12 protein-coding genes and 3 pseudogenes are annotated in these 18,576 nt (G+C 71.1%); 9 read left to right on the top strand and 6 right to left on the bottom strand.

The annotated features are described in order from the left end of the window. Positions 1 to 146: 146 nt before the first annotated feature. The 3 genes and pseudogenes from ACVW19_RS25980 to ACVW19_RS25990 form a co-directional block, all read right to left on the bottom strand. Positions 147 to 530: a hypothetical protein gene (locus tag ACVW19_RS25980; protein WP_457462208.1), complete on the bottom strand. Its 384-nt coding sequence runs from the start codon at positions 528 to 530 to the stop codon at positions 147 to 149. 655 nt (positions 531 to 1,185) lie between these two features. Then, on the bottom strand, positions 1,186 to 2,406 hold the full coding sequence (locus tag ACVW19_RS25985; protein WP_457462209.1) for a hypothetical protein: 1,221 nt from the start codon (positions 2,404 to 2,406) through the stop codon (positions 1,186 to 1,188). 380 nt (positions 2,407 to 2,786) lie between these two features. Next, positions 2,787 to 3,509 (bottom strand): annotated as a pseudogene (locus tag ACVW19_RS25990) (5-formyltetrahydrofolate cyclo-ligase); the annotation flags it as partial. A 139-nt stretch (positions 3,510 to 3,648) separates the two neighbouring features. On the opposite strand from ACVW19_RS25990, the pseudogene ACVW19_RS25995 reads away from it, so the two are divergent. The 7 genes and pseudogenes from ACVW19_RS25995 to argF all read left to right on the top strand — a co-directional run. Beyond that, positions 3,649 to 4,266 (top strand): annotated as a pseudogene (locus tag ACVW19_RS25995) (serine hydrolase domain-containing protein); the annotation flags it as partial. Positions 4,267 to 4,500: 234 nt separating this feature from the next. Further along, positions 4,501 to 4,888, top strand: a pseudogene (locus ACVW19_RS26000) (type II toxin-antitoxin system RelE/ParE family toxin). Beyond that, a complete protein-coding gene (locus ACVW19_RS26005) occupies positions 4,885 to 5,223 on the top strand; it encodes an XRE family transcriptional regulator (protein WP_457462211.1) in 339 nt (112 codons plus the stop codon). Before ACVW19_RS26000 ends, ACVW19_RS26005 begins: the two are co-directional and overlap by 4 nt. A gap of 356 nt (positions 5,224 to 5,579) precedes the next feature. Beyond that, complete coding sequence (locus ACVW19_RS26010; RefSeq protein WP_457462212.1) at positions 5,580 to 7,076, top strand: 3' terminal RNA ribose 2'-O-methyltransferase Hen1; 1,497 nt, start codon at positions 5,580 to 5,582, stop codon at positions 7,074 to 7,076. Beyond that, positions 7,073 to 9,637 (top strand): polynucleotide kinase-phosphatase, encoded by a 2,565-nt coding sequence (locus ACVW19_RS26015; RefSeq protein ID WP_457462214.1) that lies wholly within the window; start codon positions 7,073 to 7,075, stop codon positions 9,635 to 9,637. Before ACVW19_RS26010 ends, ACVW19_RS26015 begins: the two co-directional genes overlap by 4 nt. 212 nt (positions 9,638 to 9,849) lie before the next feature. Further along, positions 9,850 to 11,073, top strand: a complete 1,224-nt coding sequence (locus ACVW19_RS26020; protein ID WP_457462216.1) for an arginine deiminase — start codon at positions 9,850 to 9,852, stop codon at positions 11,071 to 11,073. A gap of 85 nt (positions 11,074 to 11,158) precedes the next feature. Then, entirely contained in the window at positions 11,159 to 12,169 is a 1,011-nt protein-coding gene (argF, locus tag ACVW19_RS26025) for an ornithine carbamoyltransferase (RefSeq protein ID WP_457462218.1), read from the top strand. A 23-nt stretch (positions 12,170 to 12,192) separates the two neighbouring features. Here the strand turns inward: argF and ACVW19_RS26030 are convergent, their stop codons facing one another. Then, entirely contained in the window at positions 12,193 to 12,627 is a 435-nt protein-coding gene (locus ACVW19_RS26030) for an ATP-binding protein (protein WP_457462220.1), read from the bottom strand. 219 nt (positions 12,628 to 12,846) lie between these two features. On the opposite strand from ACVW19_RS26030, the gene ACVW19_RS26035 reads away from it, so the two are divergent. Together ACVW19_RS26035 and ACVW19_RS26040 are read left to right on the top strand one after the other, a co-directional pair. Then, positions 12,847 to 13,674, top strand: a complete 828-nt coding sequence (locus tag ACVW19_RS26035; RefSeq protein ID WP_457462222.1) for an enoyl-CoA hydratase family protein — start codon at positions 12,847 to 12,849, stop codon at positions 13,672 to 13,674. After that, positions 13,659 to 15,998 (top strand): bifunctional salicylyl-CoA 5-hydroxylase/oxidoreductase, encoded by a 2,340-nt coding sequence (locus tag ACVW19_RS26040; protein WP_457462223.1) that lies wholly within the window; start codon positions 13,659 to 13,661, stop codon positions 15,996 to 15,998. Before ACVW19_RS26035 ends, ACVW19_RS26040 begins: the two co-directional genes overlap by 16 nt. Positions 15,999 to 16,019: 21 nt before the next feature. Here ACVW19_RS26040 and ACVW19_RS26045 read toward each other — a convergent pair whose 3' ends face one another. Both ACVW19_RS26045 and ACVW19_RS26050 read right to left on the bottom strand, forming a co-directional pair. Next, entirely contained in the window at positions 16,020 to 16,841 is an 822-nt protein-coding gene (locus ACVW19_RS26045) for a PaaX family transcriptional regulator (RefSeq protein WP_457462225.1), read from the bottom strand. A 40-nt stretch (positions 16,842 to 16,881) separates the two neighbouring features. Further along, the gene (locus ACVW19_RS26050) at positions 16,882 to 18,537 is read right to left on the bottom strand and encodes an AMP-binding protein (RefSeq protein WP_457462226.1); all 1,656 of its coding nucleotides are present in this window, start codon (positions 18,535 to 18,537) and stop codon (positions 16,882 to 16,884) included. Positions 18,538 to 18,576: the final 39 nt, after the last annotated feature.

Genomic DNA, 18,576 nt, shown 5'->3' on the forward strand with positions numbered 1-18,576 from the left:
CACACAATCAACGTGCAATAGTGCAGATCGCATTAGGGAAATCCCGTTCGATCGGCATGACCGAACGGGATCTCTTGGTTCCCATGCGCACCGACAGTTCTGTGCCGTGTACGAGCTGGGCAGGGATTGCTCAGGCGATATGTGGTTCAGCCGCCCACGCGGCGCTCCGCGGCGTGAGCGTTGTCGTCCTTCGCCTGGGCGCGCGTACCGGGGGTGACGCAGACGAGGTCACTGGGTTGAGCCTCACGCCACACGAACCCCGGCTTGCACGTGGGGTCGTCCTCGCTGATCCGTCGCTCTGCGGCGTGAGCGTTGTCGTCCTTGACCTGGGCGCGCGTACCAGGGGTGACGCAGACCAGGTCGTTGGAGGTGACCTCACGCCACACGAACCCTGACTTGCACTTGAGCGACAATGCGGGCAGCTCCGGAGCCGCCCCCGCCGCAGTCGACAGCCCCATGCCCCCTGCCACTGCGACCAGAACAGCCGACACGACGGTGATCCTGCGAGAACGCTCGAGGATGCTTGCCATGTTTTCACACTCCTTCGTGGGATTGCGGGCCTTGTCTGTCTCGAAGGGTGTACTGACTTGAGAAGACCGTGACGGGGCCAGCCTCATCGAGGTGCGACATGCAAGCAGGGCCCGGCTCCGGAACTGGAGTGCCTCTGCTGTCAGATGAAGGTTGTGCGGCCTGGCCGATCACTCCGCGTGTGCCATGGCTTGTAGCGCGCAGACGGTTCAGGGGGAATTCCTGTCCTTTCCTCACCGGGTCCTGTATCAGGTTGGCACTTCACTCTTTGGGGCGCATCTTGAGTGATCTGCGAGCGCAGTGCATAGGTTGGCCGCAGGACCTTGAGTCGGCTACCCCGACGCGAACCTGGCCGAAGCCAACGGGGGAACCTCAGGCGCCCGCCTGGGGCAGGTTCGAGCCTCATCCTTATCAGGCCGATCACGGGGAGTCGGCAACGTCGGCCAACCGGCCGGCCTCCTTGGCTGATCGTCCGTTGTCATTCGGCGATGGTCGGCGCTGTCCGCACCGGTTGGTGTCAGCCGTTGATGTCAGCCGACCGACTCGGTCCAGCTCAGTCCCTGCGGGCATCCGGGAGAAGATCTTCTCCCGGATTTCTCCCAGCCCCGATAGGAGTCGGCCCCACGTTCACTGCCGCCTACGACGCGCCTGGCCGTCCTAGCTGTCCTGGCCGGGGGCGGAGGGCACGGAAGGCGGGGGAAGCGGGGACGGCGTGGCAGCAGACAGTGCGCCGAGCACGTAAGGCAGGTCCTCGCTGCCCGCGCCGATCAGTACTCGTGCGCCGGGCACCGGTCCGCCCAGGGCCTCGCACTCGGCGACGAGCGCGAGTTGCGCCTCCTCCGCCCCGTCCGTACGCCGGTAGCGGCCGAACCGCAGCCGCAGCGGGTCGTCCCGGTGCGGTGGCCGCACCCGGACCAGGCGCAGAGCCCCGGGAAAAGGCCGCGTCCCGAAGCTGCCGGTACCCGTGGCCGGTCCGGGTACGGCGGCAAGTCCCTGCGGGCCGGTCCGCAGCCACCCCATCGACAGCATCTGCCACGGGCCCGGTCCCCACACGGTGCCCAGGAAGCGGCGTTCGGCCACCGGCGCGACGGGCTCCATCCGCTCCAGTGCCGGCAGCCTGCGCCGCACCAACCGGTAAGCCCAGCAGGCCATGCCCACCGCGCTCATCGCACCCACGACACCCGCGGTCCACACCATCCTCCAGGGCGAATGCACCGCGAACATCGCGCCGAGAGCCCCACCCAGCCCTGCCAGGGTGAAGGTCACCCCTGGCACCGTCGTCTGCCACGGCCAGTTCAACCGGGACGCGCCCCCACGCACGATCCGCCACAGCCCCGACCACAGGAACGCCGCGCTCAGCCCGGCGAGGACCGCCCCGAAGGCGGCGGAGGGTACGAACTCCCGGCCCGGGTAGTGCGCTGTGTGCAGCGTCCGCTGTTCACTGCCCGCCGACACCTCCAGCAGCCGCACCGAATCGCGCCACCAGTACAGAGTTGCCTTTCCGTGCCTGCCGGCGGCTTCGACAAGGTCCTGGTCCGCGTAGTCGACGTCCAGCTTGAGGGTCAGCGTGCGCCCGCCGGACCGGCCGAACTCGAACTGGTAGCGGGCCCCGCTCTTCTTGTTCAGCTTCAGCAGTACCTCGTCCACTGACACATGCTCCGCCCGCAGGCAGAACGGCTCCTGGTACCGGTCCCCGCACACCTTCAGACTGCCCGTGTCCCGCCCCTGAGCGTCGTGTATCTCCAGGCGTGGGAAGTCGAGGTCGACAGAGCGATCACGCTCCGCGCTCCGCGCCAGCTGCCACGCCGCCCCCAGCAGCACGACGGCCAGCACCACCCGCACCGTCCCCCACACCACGTCATGCACCCGCCCTCGCACAGGCCACACCTCCCTGCCCCCCGGACGCCCCTCGTGCCGGTGCGGCAGATCGGAAGTCTGCCATCAGCCGGTGACGGCGCCCCCTCCATCCCGGTGCCGGCCGATCCCCCGCCGGAGGCATTGCCTTGACCGCGGGCCGCTCTGTGCGGTGCTCGGCCCATGGCTTACGGCCCTGTCCACGTGTGGGCGCGCGTCGGTGCAGCGCGGGCGGAGCGGGTCGAAGGCAGGAGCGGCGCCCGCAGCGGAGCCGGTAAGCGCGCCCGGCGGAGCGGAGCGCAGCCGGGGCTTGAAACCCGTGGAAACCCGTAGAGAAGGTTGTAACTCAGTGGGATCCGGATGTCTTGTCCGGTCCTGGGAGACGTTTGATGCTTCGGTGGTCGGGCGCCCTGTCGAGCCGCGAGTGCCGGGATCGCGGCGATCTTCTCTGCGGTGAGGGCCGACCAGTCGACTCCTGAGGGGCGGTGGGGGTTCGGGCAGGCGATGGTCTCGTCGGGGGTCACGATCAGGTCGACACCGACGTCGTGCTCGGTGGTGGGGATCGGGGTGTCGGTCACCTGGAGGGCGTGGACGGTGGTGACGACGAGGGTCTCCGGCGTCACCAGGCCGGCCTCGGTGAGCAGGGCGAACTCGATGTCGGAGTAGCCGGCGCCCTTGCCGATGCGGGCGCCGTCGCGGTGGACGGCGACGCTGCCGAGGATGATCAGGTCCAGCGGTCGGAGGGCGTCGACCTCGACGGTGGGGGCGATGGCGGCGGCGGTGCGGCCGGCTGCGGCCTCGGTGGGCGGGACGGTGAGGCCGGCCGGGCCGAGGAGGTAGAAGGGCTTGTGGGTGGCCAACTTCGGCACCGCCGTGTAGACGGTTTTGCCCTCCTCCAGGGCTCGTGCACGGACCGGGAGTTGGGCCTTGTCCGGTACGGCTTTGACGACGCTCGCACGCTGCCAGGCCGGGACTGTCGCGAATCGGACCGCGGCTTGTCCGGCGCCCTTGAAGTGGGGGATGCGGCCGTGGACGGAGGGGTCGTGGACGGCGTCCGCGGCGGTCAGGGTGTCCCAGACCTGCGTGCGTACCGCCTGCTTGGCGCGGTCCAGGGAGTTGGCTGCCACCGGTGTCTCCTTCTCTCTTCTGCGCTGCCGTCATCAGGCCGAGCAGTCTGTCGTGGACCTCTGCGACGAGGGGGGGCCTGTCGCCAGGGGCGCAGTTCGCGGGCGGCTCCGAAGACGATGTCCATGCCGCCGCCTCCGCGTCATAGACCGGGTCGGGCTGCACGCAACCTCCTACCCGCGCACCCCCTACATCAAGGGCCCGCACTCCCGGATGTACGAGTCGTTCTACGGCCTGATCGACCCGCCTCGTGACTACAGCGTCTACGACATGTCCTGGGCGTCCACCGCGGGTTCGATCGTCTCGACCACCGACGACCTGAACCGCTTCTACCGCGCCCTGCTGACGGGCAAGTTGATCGGACCGGCCGCCCTGGAAGAGATGCTGAGCACGGTCCCCGTCGCCGCCGGCGGCACCATCGACTACGGCCTCGGCATCTACGTGCTCGACCTGCCCGGCTGCGGCCGCTTCTGGGGCCACGACGGAGCGGTCTTCGGTGCCGGCACGATCGCGTTGTCCAGCCGCGACGGCAAGCGCCAACTCGCCATGGGCTGGAACCTCATGAAGTATCAGCGCCTCAACGAGGACGGCACAGCGCTGGAGCCGAGCGCGATCGACGGCGCCATCAACAAACACATCTTCCAGGCGCTCTGCGGGGCCCCGGGGTCCCGTGAGGCGGCGACAGGCACCCGGCAACTGCTTCCCGAGGGGCTGCCCGGAGTGGACCTCTCTCCCGGTCAGTGGGTTCCCCGCAGCTGAGACCAGGCCCGCCTGGTGCGGACGTACGGGCGAAGCCCTTCCCTGGCGCCCCTCGCTGCGGTGTGCCAGCCGCTCACTGGTCCAGATGACAAAGAACCCCCAGGTCAAAGACCTGGGGGTTCTTTGTCATGAAGCGGGTGACGAGAATCGAACTCTCGCTCTCAGTTCGGGAAGCGGTGAACCACTCGGGGCACCGATCTCTTCAGCTCAGTCCATGTTAACGCTTGCATTAACATAGGGCTCGTGGCTCAATGGGAAGTGGTTCTTGTCGCGGAGTTCGCGGCATGGTTCGAAGCGCTGGCCGAGGAGGACTGGGACAGTGCCGAGCAGGTGGAAGATGCCATCGACATACTGGCGGCCACAGGCCCGACGCTGGGTCGTCCGCTGGTCGACCGGATCAAGGGTGCCGACAGTCATCACTTGAAGGAGCTGACACCGGGTTCGTCCGGGAGCGGCGAGATCCGGATCCTCTTTGCCCTTCGACCCGGTGCGTAGGGCGGTGCTGCTGGTGGCCGGTGACAAGGCTGGAAACTGGCAAGGTTGGTACAACACCAACATCCCGATCGCAGAGGAGCGCTACCGAGCGCATGTGATCGATCTTGAGACCAGGGAGTACGAATGAGCACGGTCAGCTGGGAGGAGACCAGACGCAAGGCGCGCGAGCGGCGCGAGGCTGCCGGGCTGCCGGTGCGTTCTGCTCCGGAGAAGCAGGCAGCCATGGACAGGCTGATCGCTGAGGTGCGTGCCCACAAGCTTGCAGAGCTCCGGCGCGAACAGGCGCTGACCCAGCGCCAGGTCGCCGCATCCATGGGGGTCTCTGCTCCTCGCGTCTCCGCGATCGAGCACGGCGAGTTGGATCGGGCCGAGGTGGCCACTCTCAGGGCCTATGTGGAAGCACTCGGAGGCCGGTTGCGCGTGGTTGCGGACTTCGGAGACGCGGAGTACACCGTAGCCTGAACAGGCTGCCACTCTTGCCGCTCGGCACGGGCGCCTCTTCGGCGAGCTCCAGAACCAGTGGAAGCACCTGCGTGGGTAGGAAAGCCATCAGCAGTGAAGAAGGTCCAGGTTGCTGACCTGGGCCTTTTTCATGGAGTGGGTGACGGGAATCAAACTTATGTTCTCAGTTCGAGGGCGGTTCACCGTTGACTTGTACGGTGGCAGTGGTGCGTGCTGGGACGAGGATCGGCGCTTCGTTTGTTCTGACCGGCCCGGTGCCCTCTGTGGCCGGCTGTCTGCCGGCCTGGTGGGGGGCGCTGTTGTTCGCGCGGTAATTGAGTGTCGGTGTGGGCCCGACGCCGCCCATACTCGGTCACGTGTTCCTGACGATCAGTACCACCGGCGCCCCCGAGCGCCCCGCGACCGACCTGGGCTTTCTGCTGCACAAGCATCCCGGGAAGGCGCAGGCGTTCTCCACCTCCTACGGCACCGCGCACGTCCTCTACCCCGAGGCGGACGCCGAGCGCTGCACGGCGGCGCTGCTGCTGGAGGTGGACGCGGTGGCGCTGGTCCGGCGGGGCAGGGGCAAGGGGCGGGGCGGCGCGCCCGACGCCGCGCTCGCGCAGTACGTCAACGACCGCCCGTACGCGGCGTCCTCGCTGCTCGCCGTCGCGCTGAGCGCGGTCTTCTCCAGCGCGATGCGCGGTGTGTGCAAGGCCCGCCCGGAGCTGCCGGGGCAGCCGCTGCCGCTGCGCATCGAGATACCCGCGCTGCCCGCGCGCGGCGGCCCCGCACTGGTCGGCCGGCTCTTCGAGCCGCTCGGCTGGACGGTCACGGCCGAGCCGGTGCCCCTGGACACCGAGTTCCCGCAGTGGGGCGACTCGCGGTACGTACGCCTGGTCCTGGAGGCGGACACCCTCACCCTCGCCGAGGCCCTGCGGCACCTCTACGTCCTGCTCCCCGTCCTCGACGACGCCAAGCACTACTGGGTGGCGTCCGACGAGGTGGACAAGCTGCTGCGCGCCGGTGAGGGCTGGCTGCCCGGCCACCCGGAGCAGAAGCTGATCACCAGCCGTTACCTCACCCGGCGCTGGTCGCTGACGAGGGAGGCGATGGAACGGCTCGAGCTGGTCCGGCTGGCCGAGGCGGACGACAGTGAGGTCGAGGAGATCGACAACGCCGTGGGGGAGGACAGTGAGAGCGAGGAGAAGCCGACCCCGCTCGCCGTGCAGCGCCGGGACGCGATCGTCGCCGCGCTGCGCGCGTCCGGGGCGGCCCGGGTGCTCGACCTCGGGTGCGGGCAGGGCCAGTTGGTGCAGGAGCTGCTGCGGAACCCGGCCTTCACCGAGATCGTGGGCCTCGACGTGTCGATGCGCGCGCTCACCATCGCCTCTCGGCGGCTCAAGCTGGACCGTATGGGAGAGCGGCAGGCGGCGCGGGTGAAGCTGCTGCAGGGCTCGCTGTCGTACACAGACAAGCGCCTCAAGGGGTACGACGCGGCCGTGCTCAGCGAGGTGATCGAGCACCTCGACCTGCCGAGGCTGCCCGCCCTGGAGTACGCCGTGTTCGGCGCGGCCCGCCCCCGTACGGTCCTCGTGACCACACCGAACGTCGAGTACAACGTGCGCTGGGAGAGCCTGCCCGCCGGGCACGTCCGGCACGGCGACCACCGCTTCGAGTGGACCCGTGAGGAGTTCCGCGGCTGGGCGGCCGGGGTCGCCGAACGGCACGGCTACGAGGTCGAGTTCGTACCCGTGGGGCCGGACGACCCGGAGGTCGGACCGCCCACCCAGATGGCCGTGTTCGTGACCGTGGACAAGAAGACCGTGGACAAGAAGACCGTGGACGAGAAGAAGGAGGCGGAGGCGGCGTGAGCAGCGAGAGCACCGTTGGAGCCGGCAGCGCCGGGGGCCGGGTCCTGCCCGTCACCGACCTTTCCCTCGTCGTTCTCGTCGGGGCCTCCGGGTCGGGCAAGTCCACCTTCGCCCGCCGGCACTTCAAGCCCACCGAGGTCCTCTCCTCCGACTTCTGCCGCGGCCTGGTCGCCGACGACGAGAACGACCAGAGCGCGTCCGGGGACGCCTTCGACGTCCTGCACTACATCGCGGGCAAGCGGCTCGCCGCGGGCCGCCGCACCGTCGTCGACGCCACCAGCGTCCAGCAGGACTCCAGGCGCCAACTGATCGATCTGGCCAGGCAGTACGACGTGCTGCCGATAGCCGTCGTGCTCGACGTGCCCGAGGAGGTGTGCGCCGAGCGCAACGCGGCCCGCGCCGACCGCGCCGACATGCCCCGCCGGGTCGTCCAGCGGCACATCCGCGAACTCCGCCGCTCCCTGAGGAGCCTGGAGCGCGAGGGCTTCCGCAAGGTGCACGTCCTGCGCGGTGTCGCCGAGGTCGAGAACGCCACCGTCGTCACCGAGAAGCGGTACAACGACCTCACCCACCTCACCGGCCCCTTCGACATCATCGGCGACGTCCACGGCTGCGCCACCGAACTGGAGTCGCTGCTCGACGCGTTGGGCTACACCGACGGCGTGCACCCCGAGGGCCGCACCGCGGTCTTCGTCGGTGACCTCGTCGACCGCGGCCCGGACAGTCCGGGCGTGCTGCGCCGGGTGATGTCCATGGTGAAGTCGGGCAACGCGCTGTGCGTGCCCGGCAACCACGAGAACAAGTTCGGCCGGTACCTGAAGGGCCGCAAGGTCCAGCACACCCACGGACTCGCCGAGACCGTCGAGCAGATGGACCGGGAGAGCGAGGAGTTCCGGGCCGAGGTGCGGGAGTTCGTCGACGGCCTGGTCAGTCACTACGTCCTCGACGGCGGCAGACTGGTCGTCTGCCACGCCGGGCTGCCGGAGAGGTACCACGGCCGTACCTCCGGCCGGGTCCGCAGCCACGCCCTGTACGGCGACACCACCGGCGAGACCGACGAGTTCGGCCTGCCCGTGCGCTACCCGTGGGCCGAGGACTACCGGGGCCGGGCCGCCGTCGTCTACGGCCACACCCCGGTCCCGGAGGCCACCTGGCTCAACAACACCATCTGTTTGGACACCGGCGCAGTCTTCGGCGGCAAGCTCACCGCGCTGCGCTGGCCGGAGCGGGAACTGGTCGACGTACCGGCCGAGCGGGTCTGGTACGAGCCGGTCCGCCCGCTGCGCACCGAGGCCCCCGGCGGCCACGACGGCCGCCCGCTGGACCTCGCCGACGTGCACGGCCGCCGGGCCGTGGAGACCCGGCACGCCGGCCGGGTGGCCGTGCGCGAGGAGAACGCCGCCGCCGCGCTGGAGGTCATGAGCCGTTTCGCGATCGACCCGCGCCTGCTGCCCTACCTCCCGCCGACCATGGCCCCCACGGCCACCTCCCACCTGGACGGCTACCTGGAGCACCCGGTCGAGGCCTTCGCCCAGTACCGGGAGGACGGGGTCGAGCGTGTCGTGTGCGAGGAGAAGCACATGGGTTCGCGGGCGGTCGCCCTGGTCTGCCGGGACGCGGACGCGGCCGCCAGGCACTTCGGCGTCGAGGACGGCCCGGCCGGATCGCTCTACACCCGTACCGGCCGCCCGTTCTTCGACGACGCCGCGGTCACCGAGGAGATCCTCGGCCGACTGCGCACGGCGATCACCGAGGCCGGACTCTGGGACACGCTCGAGACGGAATGGCTGCTGCTGGACGCCGAGTTGATGCCGTGGTCGCTGAAGGCGGCCGGGCTGCTGCGCTCGCAGTACGCCGCCGTGGGCGCCGCCTCCGGCGCGGTGTTCCCGGGCGCGCTGGTGGCCCTGGAGAAGGTCGCCGCCCGGGGCGTGGAGGTGAAGGAGCTCCTGGACCGCCAGCGTGAACGCGCCGACGACGCCGCCGCGTTCACCGACGCCTACCGGCGCTACTGCTGGCCCACCGACGGACTGGACGGCGTACGCCTCGCCCCGTTCCAGATCCTCGCCGTCCAGGGCCGCAGCCTCGCCGCCCTGCCGCACGACGAGCAGCTCGCCCTGCTCGACCGCATGGTCGAACACGACGCCACCGGCCTGCTGCGGACCACCCGCCGCCTGTACGTCGACCCCGCCGACCCGGAGTCGGTGCGGTCCGGCGTCGACTGGTGGCTGGAGATGACCGGGCGCGGCGGCGAGGGCATGGTCGTCAAGCCGGTCACCGCCCTGGTCCGCGATCCGAGGGGTCGCCTGGTGCAGCCCGGAATCAAGTGCCGGGGCCGCGAGTACCTGCGGATCATCTACGGCCCCGAGTACACGCGCCCGGAGAACCTGGCCCGGCTGCGCGGCCGGTCCCTGGGCCACAAGCGGTCGCTGGCCGTCCGCGAGTACGCGCTCGGCCTGGAGGCCCTGGACCGGCTCGCCGAGGGCGAGCCGCTGTGGCGGGTGCACGAGGCGGTCTTCGGCGTACTGGCACTGGAGTCGGAACCGGTGGACCCGAGGCTGTAGCGGCCCCCGTCGCGCTCCTCGCCGTCAGCCGTCCGGCTGCCGCCCTCGACCGGGGGCCCGCCACCCGGCGGTCCCCCGGTCCGCCCCGGTGGCTCCCGGTTCACTCCGGCCTGCTCCGGTCCGCTCGGGCCGCCGCGCACCGGCCGGGGGAGGCCGATTTCCGTCCCCTCCGCGGAGGGGTGAATCTCCGCCTGGGTGGTCAGGATGGAGGCATGACCTACCACGTCGACTCCGAGGCCGGACGGCTGCGCCGTGTCATCCTGCACCGGCCCGATCTCGAGCTCAAAAGGCTCACCCCCAGCAACAAGGACGCCCTGCTCTTCGACGACGTGCTCTGGGTGCGCCGGGCGCGCGCCGAGCACGACGGGTTCGCCGACGTCCTGCGCGACCGGGGAGTCACCGTCCACCTCTTCGGTGATCTGCTCGCCTCGACGCTGGACATCCCGGCGGCCCGCGAGCTCGTCCTGGGCCGTGTCTTCGACGAGAAGGAGTACGGCCCGCTGGCCACCGACCACCTCCGCGCGGCGTTCGAGACGCTGCCCGCGGCCGAGCTCACCGAGGCGCTGGTCGGCGGGATGACCAAGCGGGAGTTCCTGGACGTTCACCCCGAACCGACGTCCGTGCGCTTCCACGCCATGGAACTCGACGACTTCCTGCTCCGCCCGCTGCCCAATCACCTCTTCACCCGGGACACCTCCGCCTGGATCTACGACGGTGTCTCCATCAACGCCATGCGGTGGCCGGCCCGGCAGCGCGAGACCGTGCACTTCGAGGCGATCTACCGACACCACCCGCTGTTCCGCGAGGAGGACTTCCACGTCTGGTCCGAGGGACAGGCCGACTACCCGTCCACCATCGAGGGAGGGGACGTCCTGGTCATCGGCAACGGCGCGGTGCTGATCGGCATGAGCGAGCGGACCACCCCGCAGGCCGTGGAGATGCTCGCGCACAAGCTGTTCGCCGCCGGTTCCGCCGAGACCATCGTCGCCCTCGACATGCCGAAGAGGCGCGCCGTCATGCACCTGGACACGGTGATGACGATGATCGACGGCGACACCTTCACCCAGTACGCCGGCCTCGGCATGCTCCGTTCGTACACCATCGAACCCGGTTCCGAGGACAAGGAACTCAAGGTCACCGACCATCCGCCGGAGCACATGCACCGCGCCATCGCCGCCGCGCTCGGGCTCAGCGAGATCCGGGTGCTGACCGCGACCCAGGACGTCCACGCCGCCGAGCGCGAGCAGTGGGACGACGGCTGCAACGTCCTGGCCGTGGAACCGGGCGTCGTCGTCGCCTACGAGCGCAACGCCACCACCAACACGCATCTGCGCAAGCAGGGCATCGAGGTGATCGAGATCCCCGGCAGCGAGCTCGGCCGGGGGAGGGGCGGACCGCGCTGCATGAGCTGTCCGGTCGAGCGGGACGCGGTGTAGGGGTGCCGACGGGTGCTTGCATATAAATGCTGAGATTCGTATAGAGTTCCAGATGTCCCCTGCACCTGTACCTCTGGAGCGCCCCATGGCGACAGTCCCGACCGCCCTCGCCGGCCGCCACTTCCTCAAGGAGGTGGACTTCACCGCGCAGGAGTTCCTCGGCCTGCTCGACCTGGCCGCGGAGCTGAAGGCCGCCAAGAAGGCCGGGACCGAGATCCGGCACCTCCGGGGCAGGAACATCGCGCTGATCTTCGAGAAGCCCTCGACGCGCACCCGCTGCGCCTTCGAGGTGGCCGCCGCCGACCAGGGCGCCGCCACGACGTACATCGACCCGAGCGGCTCGCACATCGGGAAGAAGGAGTCCGCGAAGGACACCGCGCGGGTGCTCGGCCGGATGTTCGACGCGATCGAGTTCCGGGGCGACTCCCAGTCCACCGTGGAGACCCTCGCCGAGCACGCGGGCGTGCCCGTCTACAACGGCCTGACCGACGACTGGCACCCCACCCAGATGCTCGCCGACGTGCTCACCATGACCGAGCACGGCGGCGGAAAGCCGGTCACGGAGATCTCCTTCGCCTACCTCGGCGACGCCCGCTTCAACATGGGCAACTCCTACCTCGTCACCGCGGCCCTGCTGGGCATGGACGTGCGGATCGTCGCCCCGAAGACGTACTGGCCCGCCCAGGAGGTCGTCGACCGGGCGCGGGTGCTCGCGGAGTCCAGCGGGGCCCGGATCACGCTCACCGAGGAGATCGCCGAGGGGGTCGCGGGCGTCGACTTCGTCGCCACCGACGTCTGGGTCTCCATGGGGGAGCCCCAGGAGGTCTGGGGCGAGCGGATCGCCGCCCTCGCGCCGTACGCGGTGACCATGGACGTCCTGCGCGCCACCGGCAACCCCGACGTCCGCTTCCTGCACTGCCTGCCGGCCTTCCACGACCTGGGCACCCTGGTCGGGCGCGAGGTGTACGAGAAGCACGGTCTGGAGTCGCTGGAGGTGACCGACGAGGTGTTCGAGTCGGACCACTCGGTCGTCTTCGACGAGGCGGAGAACCGGATGCACACGATCAAGGCGGTCCTGGTGGCGACCCTGGCCTGAGGTTCCGGCGGGTCGGCGCTGATTCAGGCGGGCCGGCGCTGGCGCGGCAGCGCCGACAACCGGAACCACACCGCCTTGCCGGACTCGGTGAGGCGGTGACCGCACGACGAGCTCAGGGCGCGGATCAGCAGCAGCCCCCGTCCGTGCTCCTGCCAGGGGTCCGGCGCGTCGAGGGTGGGACGGGTCAGGTCGCCGGGCGGAGCCGAGTCGCCGTCGTGCACCTCGACCCGGCAGCCGGTCGGCAGCAGCTCCACCACCAGCTCGATCGGTGTGTTCCCCGAGGTGTGCTCCACCGCGTTGGCCACCAGTTCGGCGGTGAGCAGCTCCGCCGTGTCGCTGTCCGCGGCGTGCTGCCGTTCGGCCAGTGCCGTACGGACCAGTGCACGGGCGACAGGCACGGCCGCGGTGGTGTGCGGCAGCGCGACGCGCCAGGAAGGGGAGGTCAGGGATTCGTACACATGGATCCGATCGGGGAGAGCAGGCAGGCGGCCCTGCTTTCAATCACTCAATCGTACGGGGCGCCGTACGAGCCCTTTCAGGGGTACCCGGATCCAGTTGTCGCGCACTCGTGACGACAGTCATAGATGAATGATAGCTTCGCGGGGTAGAGCTCAGTGAGCAGGGCAGCAGCCGCAGTGCGAGACCGCGCGGCGCGCCCGCCCGAGGAGGCCGCCCTCATGAGTCCCTTCACCGGCTCCGCCGCCCGCACCCCCCGCTGGGAGCATCTGCGCGTCGACCTCGCCGACGGCGTCGCCACCGTCACCCTCGCCCGCCCCGACAAACTCAACGCGCTCACCTTCGGTGCCTACGCCGACCTGCGCGACCTGCTCGCCGAGCTGTCCCGGGAGCGGGCGGTGCGGGCCCTGGTGCTGGCCGGGGAGGGGCGCGGCTTCTGCTCCGGCGGTGACGTCGACGAGATCATCGGCGCGACCCTCGGCATGGACACCGCCCGGCTCCTCGACTTCAACCGGATGACCGGGCAGACCGTACGGGCGATCCGGGAGTGCCCGTTCCCGGTGATCGCCGCGGTGCACGGTGTCGCGGCGGGTGCCGGTGCCGTCCTCGCCCTGGCCGCGGACTTCCGGGTCGCCGACCCCACCGCCCGCTTCGCCTTCCTCTTCACCCGGGTCGGCCTGTCCGGCGGCGACATGGGCGCCGCCTACCTGCTGCCCCGGGTGGTCGGCCTCGGCCACGCGACCCGGCTGCTGATGCTCGGCGAACCGGTCCGGGCGCCCGAGGCCGAGCGGATCGGCCTGATCAGCGTCCTCGCCGACGACGGCGGTGCCGGCGAGGACGCCCAGGCCCTCGCCCGCCGCCTGGCCGACGGCCCGGCGCTGGCGTACGCCCAGACCAAGGCACTGCTCACGGCCGAACTGGACATGCCCCTGGCCGCCGCCGTCGAGCTGGACGCCGCCACCCAGGCCCTGCTCATGAACGGCGAGGACTACGCCGAGTTCCACGCGGCCTTCACCGAGAAGCGCCCCCCGAAATGGCGGGGGCGGTAGCCGTGACGGACACCGGAGCCGGGGCGGAGTCCGGAGCCGGGACGGACACCGGAGCCCGGAGGGTCGCGGTGATCGGGGGCGGGCCCGGCGGCCTGTACACGGCGGCGCTGCTCAAACGCCTCGACCCCGCGCGCGAGGTCACCGTCTGGGAGCGCAACGCCCCCGACGACACCTTCGGCTTCGGCGTCGTCCTGTCCGACGAGACCCTCGGCGGCATCGAGCACGCCGACCCGGTGGTCCACGCGGCGCTCCGGTCGGACTTCGTCCGCTGGGACGACATCGACATCGTCCACCGCGGGGTGCGCCACACCTCCGGCGGTCACGGCTTCGCCGCCCTCGGCCGGCGCCTGCTGCTGGAGATCCTCCACGAACGCTGCCGCTCCCTCGGCGTCGACCTGCGCTTTCGCGCCGAGGCGCCGGACCCCGCACACCTGGCCCGGACGCACGACCTGGTGGTGGCCGCCGACGGGGTGCACAGCGGCACCCGCACCGCCTTCGCGGACGCCTTCCGCCCCCGGATCACCGAGCACCGCTGCCGCTACATCTGGCTGGCCGCGGACTTCGCCTTCGACGCCTTCCGCTTCGAGATCGCCGAGACCCCGCACGGCGTGATGCAACTGCACGGCTACCCCTTCTCCACCGACGCCTCCACGGTGATCGTCGAGATGCGCGAGGAGGTGTGGCGGGCGGCCGGGTTCGGTGAACTCGACGAGGAACAGTCGATCGAGCGCTGCGCCAAGATCTTCGCCGACGCCCTCGGCGGCCGCCCGCTGCGGTCCAACAAGTCGACGTGGACGACCTTCCGCACGGTCGTCAACTACCGCTGGTCGCACGGCAACGTCGTGCTCCTCGGCGACGCCGCCCACACCGCCCACTTCTCCATCGGCTCCGGCACCAAGCTCGCCGTCGAGGACGCCCTGGCCCTGGCCACCTGCCTGAGCGAACACCCCACACTGCACGCCGCGTTGCACGCTTACGAGACGGAACGGCGGCCCGTGGTCACCTCCACCCAGCGGGCGGCACGGGCCAGCCTGGAGTGGTTCGAGGACCTGGAGCTGTATCTCGCGGAGCCGCCCCGGCGGTTCGCCTTCAACCTGCTCACCCGCAGCCGCCGCGTCACCCACGACAACCTGCGCCTGCGCGACGCCCGCTTCACCGGGGCCGTGGAGCGAGAGTTCGGCTGCCCGCCCGGCACGCCCCCGATGTTCACCCCGCTGCGGCTGCGCGAACTGACCCTGCGCAACCGGGTCGTCGTCTCACCCATGGACATGTACTCGGCCGCCGACGGCGTCCCCGGCGACTTCCACCTCGTCCATCTGGGCGCCCGTGCGCTGGGCGGAGCCGGGCTGGTCATGACGGAGATGGTGTGCGTGAGCGCCGAGGGGCGCATCACGCCCGGCTGTGCCGGTCTCTACACCGAAAGCCAGACCGCGGCATGGCGGCGGATCACCGACTTCGCGCACACGGCGGCACCCGGCACCGCGGTCGGCGTACAGCTCGGCCACAGCGGCCGCAAGGGCTCGACCAAGCTGATGTGGGAGGGCATGGACGAGCCGCTGGACACCGGCAACTGGCCCCTCGTCGCCGCCTCCCCCCTGCCCTACCGGCCGGACAGCCAGACCCCGCACGAGCTGACCGTCGCGCAACTCGGCCGCATTCGCGAGCAGTTCACCTCGGCGGCCGTACGGGCCGCGCACGCCGGGTTCGACCTGCTCGAACTGCACTGCGCCCACGGCTATCTGCTCTCCGGCTTCCTCTCCCCGCTGACCAACCGCCGCACCGACGCCTACGGCGGCCCGCTCGGGCACCGGCTCCGCTTCCCGCTGGAGGTCTTCGACGCCGTCCGCGCGGTGTGGCCGAGGGACCGGCCCATGACCGTCCGCATCTCCGCCACCGACTGGGCCGACGGCGGCACCACGGCCGAGGACGCCGTCGCCATCGCCCGCGCCTTCGCCGCGCACGGCGCCGACGCGATCGACGTGTCCACCGGGCAGGTCGTGTCCGACGAGAAGCCGGAGTTCGGCCGTTCCTACCAGACGCCGTTCGCCGACCGCATCCGCCACCGCACCGGTGTCCCCGTGATCGCCGTCGGTGCGATCTCCTCCTGGGACGACGTCAACTCGCTGATCCTGGCCGGACGCGCGGACCTGTGCGCGCTGGCCCGCCCCCACCTCTACGACCCGCACTGGACCCTGCACGCGGCGGCCGAGCAGGGCTACGAGGGGGAGGGCGTCGTCTGGCCCGCGCCCTACCTGGCCGGCCGCAGGCCCCCGCGGACCGGCCGCACGGACGCCCCGAGGCCCCGGCTGACCCTGGGGAGCTGAGGAGACGGCCGGCCCCCGGGGTCACAGTCCGGCGAAGCCGGCCCCCGCGTCCCGCAGGCGTTCGTGCAGGCCGTGGAAGACGCTCGCCGAGCGGGCCCCCGGCCAGTCCGCGGGCAGCAGGCCGGCGGGCAGGCCCGGGTCGGTGTAGGGGAGGTGGCGCCAGGAGTCGAGGGCGAGGAGATAGTCGCGGTAGGCCTCCTCGGGCGGGGTGTCCGCACGCTCCCGCCAGGCGTCCAGCACACGCGCGTGGCGCTCCAGGAACGCCTCGTGCTCCTTCGCGATCCTCTCGAGGTCCCACCAGCGGGCGACCGCCTCGGCGGTGGGCGCGTAACCGAGGTGCTCACCGCGGAAGAAGTCGACGTAACCGTCCAGCCGCAGCCGCTGAAGGGTGTGCCGGGTCTCCTCGTACAGCCGGGCGGGCGCGATCCACACACCGGGCGCGGCGGTGCCGAAACCGAGGCCGGACAGGCGGGAGCGCAGGAGGTGCCGCTTCTGGCGCTCGGACTCCGGCACGGAGAACACCGCGAGCACCCAGCCCTCGTCACCGGGTGCGGCGGTCGCGTAGATGCGGCGGTCGCCGTCGTCCAGCAACTGGCGGGCTTCCGGTGACAGTTCGTAGCCGGCCGCGCCCTGCGCGGTGCGGGCCGGGAGGAGCAGCCCGCGCCGCTTGAGCCGGGACACCGAGGAACGCACGGAGGGGGCGTCGACGCCGACCGCGGCCAGCAGCCGGATCAGCTCGGCGACGGGTACGGGGCCCGGCACGAAGCGGCCGTAGGCGCCGTAGAGCGTGACGATGAGAGACCTAGGAGCGTGCTGCGCGGACTGGTCGGACACGTTGATCATCTTAGGTCGTCTTGATCCACTCCGGCCCCCGGGACCGGTGTCATCCCTGGTCAGCTCCCGTACCGGCGGCGGTGCGCAGGCGGAACCGCTGGAGTTTGCCGGTCGCGGTGCGCGGCAGCGCGTCCAGGAAGACGATCTCGCGCGGGCACTTGTACGGAGCGAGCTCCGACTTCACGAAGGCGCGCAGGGCCTCGGCGTCCCGCTCGGCGCCCTCCTTGAGGACCGTGTACGCCACCACGACCTGGCCGCGCGTCTCGTCGGGCCGCCCGACCACCGCCGCCTCCAGGACGTCCGCATGGCGCAGCAGGGCGTCCTCGACCTCGGGGCCCGCGATGTTGTACCCGGCCGAGATGATCATGTCGTCGGCGCGGGCGACATAGCGGAAGTAGCCGTCGGGCTCGCGGACATAGGTGTCGCCGGTGACGTTCCAGCCGCCGCGCACGTACTCCCGCTGGCGCGGATCGGCGAGATAGCGGCAGCCGACGGGCCCGCACACGGCGAGCAGCCCCGGCTCGCCGTCGGGCACGGGAGTGCCGTGGGCGTCCTGCACGCGCGCCTGCCACCCGGGGACCGGAACTCCCGTGGTCCCGGGTCTGATCCCCTCGTCGGCGGCGGAGATGAAGATGTGCAGCAGTTCGGTGGCGCCGATGCCGTTGATGACCCGCAGCCCGGTGCGCTCGTGCCAGGCCCGCCAGGTCGCCGCCGGCAGGTTCTCGCCCGCCGAGACGCAGCGCCGCAGCGACGAGATGTCGGGACCGGTGTGCCCGTCGGGTCCGCCGTGCCCGTCGAGGGTCTCGAGCATCGCCCGGTAGGCCGTGGGCGCGGTGAACAGCACCGACACCCGGTGCTCGGCGATCGCGGTCAGCAACTGTGCGGGATGGGCCTGTTCGAGCAGCAGCGCGCTGGCGCCCGCCCGCAGCGGGAAGACCACGAGACCGCCCAGGCCGAAGGTGAAGCCGAGCGGCGGACTGCCGGCGAACACGTCGTCCGCCTCCGGCCGCAGGACGTGCCGGGAGAAGGTGTCCGCGATCGCGAGCACGTCCCGGTGGAAGTGCATGCAGCCCTTGGGACGGCCGGTGGTGCCCGAGGTGAAGGCGATCAGCGCCACGTCGTCCGCCGTGGTGTCCACGGCCTCGTACGGCGTGCCGGGCGCCGGACGGTTCAGCAGGTCCTCCGGCGCGTCACCGCCGTACGGGGTGATCCGCAGGCCCGGGACCTCCGCCTTGGCGAGGTCGTCGACGGACCGGACGTCGCACAGCGCGTGCCGTACGTCGGCGATCTCGCAGATCGTGCTCAGCTCGTGCGGACGCTGCTGGGCCAGCACGGTGACGGCGATCGCGCCCGCCTTGAGCACCGCCAGCCAGCAGGCGGCCAGCCAGGGCGTGGTGGGGCCGCGCAGCAGCACCCGGTTGCCGGGGACGACGCCGAGGTCGCCGGTGAGGACGTGCGCGAGCCGGTCCACGCGGGCGCGCAGCTCGCCGTACGTCCAGATGCCGCCGTCGGGGGTGCGGAACGCCGGACGGCCGCCCGGCGGGTCGTGCAGCAGCTCGGCGGCGCAGTTCAGCCGTTCGGGGTAGTCCAGCCCCGGCAGGTCGAAGCGGAGTTCGGGCCACTGGCCGGGTGGCGGGAGGTGGTCGCGGGCGAAGGTGTCGAGGTGCCCGGTGGTGTGCGGGTGCCCGGTGGCCCGTGGATTCATGACGGTTCGCCCCCTCGGCGTGGTGGGCTCGCCTCAGGA

Source organism: Streptomyces sp. TE5632, from assembly GCF_054061295.1.